General features: G+C 39.8%; 11 protein-coding genes. 10 read left to right on the top strand and 1 reads right to left on the bottom strand.

Annotated elements, in window-relative coordinates; all coding sequences use genetic code 11:
* The 6 genes from CZ225_RS02195 (at window position 1) to CZ225_RS02170 (ending at window position 6,067) form a co-directional block, all read left to right on the top strand.
* Entirely contained in the window at window positions 1–1,269 is a 1,269-nt protein-coding gene (locus CZ225_RS02195; RefSeq protein WP_077152822.1) for a phage integrase SAM-like domain-containing protein, read from the top strand.
* Between the two features lie 76 nt (window positions 1,270–1,345).
* On the top strand, window positions 1,346–2,359 hold the full coding sequence (locus CZ225_RS02190) for a hypothetical protein (RefSeq protein WP_077152821.1): 1,014 nt from the start codon (window positions 1,346–1,348) through the stop codon (window positions 2,357–2,359).
* A 232-nt stretch (window positions 2,360–2,591) separates the two neighbouring features.
* Window positions 2,592–3,212: a hypothetical protein gene (locus tag CZ225_RS02185; RefSeq protein ID WP_077152820.1), complete on the top strand. Its 621-nt coding sequence runs from the start codon at window positions 2,592–2,594 to the stop codon at window positions 3,210–3,212.
* Between the two features lie 99 nt (window positions 3,213–3,311).
* On the top strand, window positions 3,312–3,749 hold the full coding sequence (locus CZ225_RS02180; protein ID WP_077152819.1) for a hypothetical protein: 438 nt from the start codon (window positions 3,312–3,314) through the stop codon (window positions 3,747–3,749).
* 319 nt (window positions 3,750–4,068) lie between these two features.
* On the top strand, window positions 4,069–4,845 hold the full coding sequence (locus CZ225_RS02175; RefSeq protein ID WP_083714558.1) for a M15 family metallopeptidase: 777 nt from the start codon (window positions 4,069–4,071) through the stop codon (window positions 4,843–4,845).
* Between the two features lie 40 nt (window positions 4,846–4,885).
* Complete coding sequence (locus CZ225_RS02170; protein ID WP_077152818.1) at window positions 4,886–6,067, top strand: THUMP-like domain-containing protein; 1,182 nt, start codon at window positions 4,886–4,888, stop codon at window positions 6,065–6,067.
* A 42-nt stretch (window positions 6,068–6,109) separates the two neighbouring features.
* Here the strand turns inward: CZ225_RS02170 and CZ225_RS02165 are convergent, their stop codons facing one another.
* Window positions 6,110–7,948, bottom strand: a complete 1,839-nt coding sequence (locus CZ225_RS02165; protein WP_077155651.1) for a mechanosensitive ion channel family protein — start codon at window positions 7,946–7,948, stop codon at window positions 6,110–6,112.
* Between the two features lie 121 nt (window positions 7,949–8,069).
* Between CZ225_RS02165 and CZ225_RS02160 the strand changes: the two genes are divergently transcribed.
* The 4 genes from CZ225_RS02160 to coaD all read left to right on the top strand — a co-directional run bounded on the left by CZ225_RS02160 (window position 8,070) and on the right by coaD (window position 12,733).
* Window positions 8,070–9,056, top strand: coding sequence for a calcium/sodium antiporter (locus CZ225_RS02160; RefSeq protein ID WP_077152817.1), 987 nt, complete (start codon window positions 8,070–8,072; stop codon window positions 9,054–9,056).
* Window positions 9,057–9,173: 117 nt separating this feature from the next.
* Window positions 9,174–10,313, top strand: a complete 1,140-nt coding sequence (locus tag CZ225_RS02155) for a hypothetical protein (RefSeq protein WP_025076356.1) — start codon at window positions 9,174–9,176, stop codon at window positions 10,311–10,313.
* A gap of 84 nt (window positions 10,314–10,397) precedes the next feature.
* Window positions 10,398–12,278, top strand: coding sequence for a DNA topoisomerase IV subunit B (locus CZ225_RS02150; protein WP_077155650.1), 1,881 nt, complete (start codon window positions 10,398–10,400; stop codon window positions 12,276–12,278).
* On the top strand, window positions 12,275–12,733 hold the full coding sequence (coaD, locus tag CZ225_RS02145) for a pantetheine-phosphate adenylyltransferase (RefSeq protein WP_025076358.1): 459 nt from the start codon (window positions 12,275–12,277) through the stop codon (window positions 12,731–12,733). Before CZ225_RS02150 ends, coaD begins: the two co-directional genes overlap by 4 nt.
* Window positions 12,734–12,769 lie beyond the last annotated feature (36 nt).

The raw sequence follows: 12,769 nt of genomic DNA, 5'->3' as shown, positions 1-12,769 counted from the left end.
ATGCTGACAATCAATGCAGAAGTAGTAAAAAGCCAACGAAAATCAAATGAATGTTTCATTGTAAGACTTAGGTTTACCCTAAACAGACGAATGAAAAGATTATCTACAAGCCTGTTTGCAACCTCTAAAGACTTAACTAAAGATTTAAAAATCAAACAATCATCTCCCTTAAAACAAGAAGTAAACGACCTCATTCGGTGCTATCAAAACAAGTGTAACAAACTTCAAATTGAATTAAACAACTACACCATTGACGATGTGATGGACTTTTTAGATGGTGAACATCAAAAGCAACAAACCATTGACTTCATTAAGTTCAGTCGTGAATGGATAGCCTCAACTACAATCAAAGGCGCACCCAATTATACAACTGCCATCAATGCTTTGGTACGGTTTGTTGGTAAGGAGGAATTGGATATAAATCTTATCACCTTAGACTTCTTAGAACAGTTCAAAGCGTTTTTAATTGAAGAACGTGATGCACGTACCAAGAAACTGATGCAGCAGGGTAAGCGTGTTCCCTCTAACCGTACCCTTTCCCTCTACTTGGTAAGCATTAAAAAGCTGTTCAATGAAGCTAAACGCAAGTTCAATAAGAAAGACAAGAACTTAATCCTCATCTCCAATTCTCCTTTTGATGAGTTTGAGATACCAAAACAGGAAGCTACCCGTAAGAGAGCCATTCCAGCAGACATCATTAAAAAGGTGTGGAAGTTACCTTATAAAGACATGAGGAAAGGATATAAGTCTACCTGCCGTTATAATTTGGCTAAGGATTGTTTCATTCTATCATTCTGTCTTATGGGAATCAATTCAGCTGACCTTTATAATGCCACAGAAAGAACAGGTAACACCATTACTTACAACAGAACCAAGACCAAAGCTCGTAGGCTGGATGGTGCAAAAATGATGGTAGAGATTCCTAAAACAATTCTTCCTTTGGTTGAGAAGTACAAAGACCCAAGCGGTAAACGTCTCTTCAACTTCTACCGCTACTATGCTGATGAAGGAAACTTCAACAAAGCCATTAACTACGGTTTAAAAGAAATTGGTGAATTGTTGGGTGTGTATGATTTAGAGTACTACGCCGCCCGCCACTCATGGGCTACCATAGCACTCAACAAAGTAGGAATTGACAAGTACACAGTCCACGCAGCATTAAACCATGTTGATGAAGCAATGAAGGTTACTGACATCTACATTGAACGTGACTTCATGAATGAGAACAAGGCTAATGCCAAAGTAGTAAAGTACGTGTTTGGCAAGTAATTTAAGATTATCCCCATTTGTAGCAATGCAAGTGGGGATTTCTTTTTAACTTTACAGCTCCTAATGCAGATATGACATGAGAGATTACATACTACCAATTCCAGAACTAAAGCAATTAGAGCCAATCTTAACAGAGTACTTTGGTTATAAGCGTGCTATGTTTGAGAGTGAACTACTACATGCCTATTATACTCACTATCCCAATGGGATTGATAAGGAGATAGCCAATGCCTATATGATTGATAGTCCAATTCTGGATGAGTTTGCAGTAGATAATGGTGCATTTGACTATCACCGTTACGCACCAAGACCAGCCTCAACTAGTAAAGAGTTTGATCCTAGTAGCTTTATAATGGATTCAGATTTTAACATCACTATCACCTTGTCTGATGATAAGATCTTAAAAAAACTGTTTGATCTGTTACAAGATCATGGAGAAGCAGACTATAACGAAGTCATTGGTACAACCTTGTTTGTAGTAGCTGCTATATATGAGAAGTATAAGAATGGTGAACTTTATACAGAAGTTACCATGTCAGAGGACACACTGCCTTATCTGGAACAAGTCCGTCCAGAAATGCTAAAGCTATATGAGTTGCTAAACACTAAGAGATACTCACCTAGTAAGAAGAAAGAGTTGAGATCACTAAATTCTATCACCATTGATAATGGAGTAAAGAAGATAACACTAGACAACTCATGCCATTGGCTTACTGACTTACTGGATAACTACCTACATATATACTTAGGAGTAAACAGTCTGGAAGAAGCCCAAGCAGAATTGAAGGAAGTATATGCAGCCAAAAAAGGCAGAAAGACTAAGAATCATGCTTGCGAATTAATCATGTACGGTACATTCCACCTGTTACAGAAGTACTCTTCACTAAAGACAAAGAGCGAACAGATACGCATGACTTTAGACTACATGAGGCTACTGTTTGAAGAAGGCAGCTTCAATGATGACGAGAACTACACCAATGCAGCTATAGCCTACTTAGTGAAGCAAAGCTATAAACCTATGTGGAAGCCTAAGCAGATAGCGGACTACAATTTTTCACCTACTAATCGATCTACAGAACATCTCTGGTAATTTATAATCTACCAATCCTCACAGACTACCATGTAATTACGTGGTAGTTTTTTTATATCCTTAAATTAGCTAACTTGCTGATATACTACTATCTAAAGAATTGCCTAGAAATGGCTCTCCATTCTTTATAACACACCTCTTGACAATTCCTCACCTTTGCAACGTAATCAAGAGATAAACGGTACATACCACTCTTGATTAGTTTTAATGTAAAATCAAAAACTTCATAATTATGGAAGAAAAGATTATGACAGCGGGACAGACTGCAATGGTGAATGGTAAAGAAGTTGGTAAAACTTCAAGTGTTAATTCAACTAACACCTTAAAGGTGGAGAAGGGTAATGAAGGCGTTTTAAAAGTTACGACAGTAAAGAGTGAACCGCCAGTGTATGTAGATAAGGCAGTTTTAATATGGCTATTCAATGCTGTCTTTAACTTTGCTAGAGTGACGGTTGTCCCCTACAACACTAAGGGTAAGGCGTATCTTTATATCATTGCCGAACTTGACGGATTAGTAGAGAAGCAAGGTACGTATGTAAATGATAGAGCAGTTGAAATTGTGTTAAGCCTGTTAAAAGGTAACGGAATCAATCCCAATGATGATTTCTTTAAACAAGAACAAGAAGTGAATGCTACTGACAACTTCCAACTGAAACTCTTAAAGCGTTTGAAAGACGAGTATAAACGTCTTTATCGTGAACGTGATAAAGTTAGAAAAGGTGTTACCTACTTTCGTGGTTACTTCCGATTCTATCGCGGTGAAGTAAGATTTGATATGCCTCTCACAGATGATGTCAAAGAGTTCATACACGAACGATTGACAATTAATAAGACAGACTACTTCAATCTGTAATGATGAGAATGGAATGGGGAGTTCGCTCCCCTTCCTCTCTAAATTCTACTCTTAAACATACTTTTATATTAAAAAAACAGTTAGGAGCAAATTTGCAAAGTGACTATATATATCGAAACAGCGTACGGTTACGACTACAAGAACAACAATAATGGACGTGGTATGAGAGGCTGTTTCGCTTATAATAAACAAACGGGCAAGAGCCTTTTCTTCCCGATAGGCGCATCCGGCTATGGGCATCGAAAACGCAATGAACATGGAATTCTGAGATATTCTGCCGGGCGCACGGATTATTATCCCGAAGATGAATATCATTCCTGGGGAAACTCACGAGTGAAAGACAGACCCCTATTTTTCGATTTGTTCAGAAGACCCGGAGCGATATATTGGTTTGAAAGTGAAGCAACTGTTAAAGGAAATAAGAAATTTGGCTGGGATATCAATTATTTCACTTTCGATTTTAATGATATTGATACATCGAATATATATGATGATAACGGTTCTGATACTTGCTTCGTGCGTTGCGTAAAGAAATAATCATGAGAGGTGAACAGAAGTTCGCTTATTAACGAAATAAGCAAATCTCGCTATCACCCGACATAAGAACTGCTCCTTGTGCTATCAAATTTGGAATTATTCACATTAAAATACAGCAGGTTCATGAATTATCCATTAGCATATCCTAAGTTCAATTAAAAGAGAAACACATGAAATCAATAATATCAATTGGCTATTGTATGATGCCCTTACAACTTGCTAAATATAAATCAAATAACTACCTTTGCAACTATAGAGTTTGATATTTCACCAAGGCATTATTAAGAGAGCATTAATTTATTGAAAATAAGTGGACTAGATGGGAAAAACCTTGATATTAATAAGACGTAATGCATTATTCCTATTCTGGTTAATGTTGATTTTCTCTTGTTCCTGTACCCCGACAAAAGAAAAACAACAGCAGAATGCTGCGTACATAGATTCAATAAGACCAACTACCCCTACTCCTCTAGAAAACACCTCAACTAAAAGCCAGACAGCAGTTACACTAGATTCTCTAGGATTTGTGAATATCTCCGAGTTAGATCCGACCATTCACATCGAATTAATGTACACTCGCTCAGACAACTTCACAGGAGAAATACTCTACGATGACCTGAAAGAAGCTTATCTTCACCCGGATGCAGCACACGCTCTTATGCAGGCACAAAAAGAGCTCAAACAGTCATATCCATCATACAGCCTCATCGTTTACGATGCAGCACGCCCAATGTCTGTGCAAAAGAAAATGTGGAATGTAGTAAAAGGCACATCTAAATTCAAATACGTATCTAACCCGAACCATGGAGGTGGACTACATAATTACGGACTTGCGGTAGACATCAGTATACTGGATTCTTTGGGGACTCCACTACCAATGGGAACCCAAGTAGACCATCTCGGCTTCGAAGCAAACATTACACAGGAAAATGAATTAGTACATACAGGTAAAATAAGTGAAAACGAACGGCAAAACCGGATATTACTAAGAACAGTTATGAAAAAAGCAGGTTTCCGTCCACTACCAAGTGAATGGTGGCATTTCAATTTCTGCAGCAGGGACGAAGCCAAGCGGAAGTATAAACTGATTCCATAATCAATTATAAATTATTATTTAGTTCTGAATACTGATAGTTATGATACAGATTTCTCCAGCAACTCAAGTATTTATTCATGAACATCAAGCAGATGATGTACGAACCTTGGCTTTACAAGCCAAGAAATATCCGAATGTAGATATGCCAACAGCTATTACCCAAATAGCAGGAAGGCAAGTTGCAACAGAGAAGATTCCATCGTGGAAAAAAATAGATGATATTTGGTACCCAAAGCATCTATCATTAGAACAATGTTCTTCAGAAATTACAGCTCGTTATAAAGCCAAATTAATACAAGGCCAGTCTTTGACTGATCTTACCGGTGGATTCGGCATCGACTGTTCGTTCCTTGCTGCAGGATTCAAGTCCGCTGTATACATAGAGTGCCAAGAAGAGCTTTGTGAGATTGCAGCCCACAATTTCCCCATACTTGGTTTGAATCATATTAGTGTTAAAAACGAAGACGGAGTAGCCTATCTGAAAATGATGTCTCCGGTAGATTGTATCTTCCTTGATCCTGCCCGCCGCAACGAACATGGAGCAAAAACCGTAGCTATTTCCGATTGTGAACCCAATGTGGCCGAACTGGAACAACTTTTATTGGAGAAAGCGAATAAAGTTATGATTAAGCTCTCCCCTATGCTTGACCTATCCCTCGCATTGAAAGAGCTACAACACACGCAGGAGGCTCATATTATTTCCGTCAATAATGAATGCAAAGAACTCCTTTTAATTCTGGGGCAAACACCAGCCAAAGAAGTTCCTATCTATTGTGTAAACTTTTCATCCAAAGGTGAGCAAAAGTTCACCTTTACCCGCGAACAAGAACAACACAGCGAATGTACTTATACAAATATCCTTGCAGACTATCTCTATGAGCCACATGCCTCACTACTGAAAGGAGGTGCTTATAAAAGTTTATCGTCCGCCTATCATATTTCAAAACTTCATCCTAACAGCCATCTTTATACATCCGATATACTGATTGAGAACTTCCCCGGAAGAGTATTCCAGATTAAAGGATATTGCAGTTTCAACAGAAAAGAAATTAAAGAGACTTTAGGGAATCTAGAGAAAGCCAATATCACGATCCGCAATTTTCCCGCTTCTGTTGCGGAACTCCGCAAACGGACCAAATTATCCGATGGAGGCTCCACTTACCTATTTGCAACCACTTTAAATAATGAAAAGAAGCTATTAATCCTGTGCGAGAAGACCTAATCAGTATAAACTCGAAAGGTAACAATTAGGGTGCAGCAATAATTATTTAGCTGTCCCTGTTTCCGTTTTCGTTTTCCCTCTCAGATCATCCTTAGGGATTGTCGTCTCATTGCCATCACGCACAGCCATATAATGAGGTGACATGATCTCAACCCCTGCTTCATTAAACCGATCTTGAATATTCTGATACAAATCCGAATAGATCTGTGCCATCTTATCCGCTTCTTTAATATAAGCATTTACCTGATAAACCGGATACCAGTCGCTTAATGAAGTCTCCAATACAAACGGACGGGGATCATCTAAAACACCGGGCGTATTTAATGCTGCATCTATCAGCAATTGATTAACCTGTCGCCAAGGAACATCATAACCAATCGAAACTTCCGAATGAATAATCAGACCATATTCACGGGCAGATGCACTGTAATTTACTGTATGTGAAGACATAACAAACGAATTAGGGACAGTAACCACTTCATTCTTCGGGGTACGAATACGAGTGACAAGAGGAGTTTTCTCTATAATATCCCCCACTGTATCATTCAATTTTATACGGTCACCCAATTTAAACGGGCGCATATAAGTAATCACCATCCCCGCCATAACATTTCCGATTACCGTACTAGATCCAAGTGAGACGATCAGCCCGACAAATACTGAAATTCCCTGAAAGACTCCTGTATCAGCACCCGGCAAATAATTATAAATCATCGCGATCATAAATGCATAAAGCAGGAAACGGACAATATGATAAGTCGGCATCGCCCAATCGGGATAGAAACCGCCCAATTTAAGCCTTCCTGACTCCACTTCATGTGCCAGATAGCGGACAAGGCGAATCAAAGATTTTATAGCATAGCATATGACTATAATGGTAATCAAATCCGGAATATAATCAACAATACCGATCAGAATCTTTCTAACGGGAGTCCATATGTATCCAAAAAGGCTATAAGCCAATCCCTCGGTTTGCGGGAAAATTATGAAGACCAAAGGAACAGTGATTAGTAACTGAAGCCCCATAATGATATATCGCCCGATACCCGCTACAAAAACCAACAGATTCACTTGCTTTTGTGTATCCAGCAATTCATATCCCTGAATAGTGACAGGCTTCAACTTAGTATCCTTCAAACGTAGGATACGCACTTTGAGCTTCCTAAACAGCCAATTGGTTAGACGGAAAAACAAATATTGTCCTACAATCACCAATACAAAATAAAGGACACGTTTTGCCATTCTCCAAAGGCCATGTTCAGCTTTCATTTCATGCAACTTATCCACTACCTCGCCTCTTCTCTCCTTTGCCAAAGAATCGCGGGGGATTCCTTCCCATAAAGCGTCCTGATCAGTTAGAGAAAGCAATACTTTATTGCCATACATAAGATCGGAAACAATATCCGAGTGATCTATCGAAACAGAATCCGGACTAAGGTTAAAACGTCTTCCGAGTTCTTCAATCGCTGTTCCGGTCATTTGTGCCCGTTGCTGAGGGGTATAGCCTCCACGCTTTGTATAGAGATAAAATAAAGTATCTCCATCGGCTACCACCGGAATTCCTTTCGTGAACTTACGTAATGAGTCAATACGTAGTCTTTGCCGGGCAAATTTCACAGAATCGGCAGTTGCCATTTGCAGCTTCATTTGCTCCATTTCCATTCGCAGATTTGCTTCGCTGAGACGAGCTTCCACTAAAGACTTTTGCAGATTCGCCAATTGAGTGGAATCCGAATCCTTTTTTAACGAAACATTAGAGGTTTCTACAGTATCCCTCAATAATATATTCTTAACCGCTTCCTTAAGTTGAGCTTGTGCATTCACAGTTCCAAAAGCTATCAGAAACAATAGACAATATCGTTTTAGACATTTCCTTTCCATACAGAACATTTCGGGTTATATAAGCTTATAATCTTACTTTTTATTAAACATACAAACATACATATTGTTTTTGATATATCATCTCAAAGAATCACTATCTTTGCTGCAAAATGGAGAAATTATGAATATATTACTACTTATTGGAGGATTGCTCCTGATTCTCCTGGGAGCCAACGGGCTAACAGACGGAGCAGCTTCGGTAGCCAAGTGCTTCCGAATTCCATCGATTGTCATCGGTCTTACAATTGTTGCTTTCGGAACTTCCGCACCGGAGCTTACGGTCAGTGTCGCTTCTGCTCTCAAAGGAAGTGCAGATATTGCCATCGGTAATGTGGTGGGTAGTAATGTCTTCAACACATTAATGATTGTAGGTTGTACAGCATTAGTAGCCCCGATTGTCATCACCCGGAATACACTGAAAAAAGAGATTCCACTCTGTATTCTTTCTTCCATTGTATTATTGATTTGCGCCAATGATATTTTTCTGAATAAAGCTGCTGAGAATATCTTAGATAGAGTAGACGGATTACTGTTACTTTGCTTTTTCGCCATCTTTATGGGATATACGTTTGCTATTGCTTTCCCTACAAAACCTTCCGGTGGACAGCCTATAGAACCAACAACAGCTACAGGAGAGGATGAGATCAAACTACTTCCCTGGTGGAAATCCACTATTTACATTATTGGCGGTTTAGCCGCCCTTATCTTCGGTGGACAAATCTTTGTGAATGGAGCTACAGGAATTGCCCGTAACATGGGAATCAGTGAATCAATTATCGGGTTGACTTTAGTAGCCGGGGGAACTTCCTTGCCCGAACTTGCCACTTCCATTGTGGCCGCTATTAAAAAGAATCCGGAGATTGCTATCGGTAATGTCATCGGCAGTAACCTTTTCAATATCTTCTTTGTATTAGGATGTAGTGCCACTATTACGCCCCTCCGTCTGAACGGTATTACTAATTTCGACCTCTTTGTATTAGTTGGTTCCAGCATTCTGCTTTGGTTGCTTGGACTCTTTTTTGCCAAACGGACTATTACCCGGATAGAAGGAGGAATTTTAGTATTAGCTTACATTATTTATACAGTTCTGCTCATTCGCTCTATATAAAGGACCGCAATAAAAGGAACAATAATTCGAAGTCATCTCTTTGGATTTTGAGTCCCTGAACGATGAATATTAAAGATTATCACGTATCTTTGCTTCCTCTAATCATAAATACGAGATATGGCTATTACAATTAAGAAAGTTTCAACGAAGAGAGAATTGAAGAAATTCATTCGTTTCAATTACAAACTTTACAAAGAAAACCCTTATTCTGTGCCCGACCTTTACGACGATATGCTCAACACATTCAACAAAAAGAAAAACGCAGCATTCGAATTTTGTGAAGCAGACTATTTTCTGGCGTACAGAGATAATGAAATTGTGGGGCGCGTAGCCGCTATTATCAATAAGCGCGCCAACGAAAAATGGGGATGCAAGAATGTCCGTTTCGGATGGATCGATTTCCTCGATGATCTTGAAATCTCTTCTGCATTAATCAAAACAGTAGAAGAATGGGGAAAAGAACGGGGAATGACTCATATCGTAGGTCCGCTGGGATTCACCGACTTCGATGCAGAAGGAATGCTCATTGAAGGTTTTGACCAGCTTAGTACGATGGCCACTATCTACAACCACCCCTATTATCCGGAGCACATGGAGAAATTGGGTTTCGGCAAGGATGCTGACTGGGTAGAATATAAAATATACATCCCCGACGCTATTCCTGAAAAGCACAAACGAATCTCCGACCTGATCCAACGCAAATATAATCTCAAAATCAAGAAATATACTTCTTCACGAAAGATAGCCAAGGAGTATGGACAGCAAATCTTCGAACTGATGAACGAAGCTTACAGTCCGCTTTACGGATATTCACCGTTGTCGCAACGGCAAATCAATCAGTACGTGAAAATGTACCTGCCTATCGTAGACTTGCGAATGGTCACACTAATCACCGATGCCGACGACCAATTAGTTTGTGTAGGTATCTCAATGCCTTCTCTATCCGAAGCTTTGCAGAAATCACATGGACGCCTGTTGCCTCTCGGATGGTTCTATCTTTTGAAAGCATTATTCATGAAACGTCGTGCTAAAATGCTCGATCTGCTGCTTGTTGCAGTAAAACCTGAATATCAGAATAAAGGTGTTAATGCTTTGTTATTTTCCGATTTAATTCCGGTTTATCAAAAATTAGGTTTTATCTTTGCGGAAAGCAACCCCGAACTGGAAATGAACGGAAAAGTTCAGGCACAGTGGGATTACTTTGAAACGAAGCAACATAAGCGTCGCCGTGCATTCATCAAGGAAATTAATAATTGAGAATGAAGAATGAAGAAATAGGCTGCGCTTTTATGCTGTATGGCAATTCTTCATTCTTCATTCCCCATTTTTCATTTAAACATTATGGAAGAGAACGAATTGATATCTGTAGACAATAACAATACAACAGTAGAGTACACAGACGACAATATCCGACACTTAAGCGACATGGAACATGTGCGCACACGCCCCGGTATGTATATTGGTAGGCTAGGCGACGGTGCACATGCCGAAGACGGAATCTATGTCCTTCTGAAAGAGGTAATTGACAACAGTATTGACGAGTTCAAAATGCAAGCTGGTAAGAAGATCGAAATTACCGTTGAAGAGAATCTCCGTGTCAGTGTCCGTGATTATGGTCGTGGCATTCCGCAAGGAAAACTGATAGAAGCTGTCAGTATGTTGAACACAGGTGGTAAATATGACAGTAAGGCATTCAAAAAGAGTGTCGGACTAAATGGCGTCGGTGTGAAAGCTGTCAATGCTCTAAGCTCACAGTTCGAAGTACGAAGCTATCGAGACGGTAAAGTACGTACCGCTACTTTCTCCAAAGGAGTACTACTGACAGATAAGACAACAGATACGGAAGAGGAAAACGGAACCTATATTTTCTTTGAGCCGGACAACACTTTGTTTGTGAACTATTGTTTCATACCAGAGTTTATAGAAACAATGTTGCGCAACTACACATATCTCAATACCGGACTTGCCATTATCTATAACGGCCATCGCATCCTATCACGTAATGGTCTGGTAGATTTGTTGAATGACAACATGACAGCTACGGGACTCTATCCTATCATCCATTTGAAAGGAGAAGATATAGAAATCGCTTTCACGCATACCGGACAGTACGGAGAAGAATACTATTCGTTCGTTAATGGACAACATACGACCCAAGGAGGCACACACCAGAGTGCTTTCAAAGAACACATTGCCCGCACGATTAAGGAGTTTTATAATAAGAACCTAGACTATACAGACATACGTAACGGTTTGGTAGCCGCTATTGCTGTAAATGTGGAAGAACCTATTTTCGAGAGTCAGACTAAGACCAAGTTAGGCTCTACTAATATGGCACCCGGTGGCATAACGGTCAATAAATACGTAGGCGACTTCATCAAACAGGAAGTAGACAACTATCTGCACAAAAATTCGGATATTGCGGACGTTATGTACCAAAAAATCCAGGAGTCGGAGAAGGAACGTAAAGCCATTGCAGGCGTAACGAAGTTAGCACGCGAACGTGCCAAAAAAGCAAATTTGCATAATCGTAAGTTGCGTGACTGCCGTATCCACCTGAATGATCCGAAAGGAAAAGGCTTGGAAGAGGAGTCTTGCATCTTTATCACCGAGGGAGACTCTGCTAGTGGTTCTATCACGAAAAGCCGTGATGTCAATACCCAGGCAGTATTCAGTCTTCGTGGTAAGCCATTAAACTCTTTCGGACTAACCAAAAAGGTAGTTTATGAAAATGAAGAATTCAACCTGCTTCAGGCAGCTCTAAATATTGAAGAAGGAATAGAAGGATTACGCTACAACAAAGTAATTGTGGCAACTGATGCAGATGTGGACGGTATGCACATTCGCCTTTTGCTGATTACCTTCTTCCTGCAATTCTTCCCCGATCTCATCAAGAAGGGACACGTATACATTTTGCAAACGCCGCTTTTCCGCGTACGTAATAAAAAGAAAACGATTTATTGCTACAGCGAAGAAGAACGTATCAATGCTATCAATGAACTTAGTCCCAATCCGGAAATCACCCGATTCAAAGGTCTGGGAGAGATTTCACCGGACGAGTTCAAGCATTTTATTGGCAAAGATATGCGTCTGGAACAAGTAACATTACGCAAAACGGATGCTGTAAAAGAGTTGCTTGAATTCTATATGGGTAAAAATACAATGGAACGGCAGAACTTTATTATAGACAACTTAGTTATAGAAGAAGACTTGGCATCATGAGAAAAGCAATATTTCCGGGTACTTTCGACCCTTTCACCATCGGACATTATTCGGTAGTAGAACGTGCACTTACCTTTATGGACGAGATTGTGATCGGAATTGGTATCAACGAAAACAAGAATACGTATTTTCCTATCGAGAAAAGAGAGGAGATGATCCGGGAACTCTACAAGGACAATCCCTGCATCAAAGTGATGTCTTATGACTGTCTGACGATAGACTTTGCCCAACAGGTAGAAGCGCAGTTCATTGTTCGCGGCATCCGTACAGTAAAAGATTTCGAGTATGAAGAAACTATCGCAGATATTAACCGTAAACTGGCAGGTATCGAAACGATTCTACTCTTCACAGAACCGGAATTGACATGTGTCAGCTCAACGATCGTACGCGAATTGCTAACTTATAACAAAGATATCAGCCAGTTCATCCCTAAAGGAATGAAAATGAATGATTAACACCTCCCGACAGAGACTCATAAATTAGAAGAGAAA

Origin of the sequence: Bacteroides bouchesdurhonensis, from assembly GCF_900155865.1 — a bacterium.
Lineage (GTDB): Bacteria > Bacteroidota > Bacteroidia > Bacteroidales > Bacteroidaceae > Bacteroides > Bacteroides bouchesdurhonensis.
This window is presented reverse-complemented; position numbering and strand designations above follow the sequence as displayed.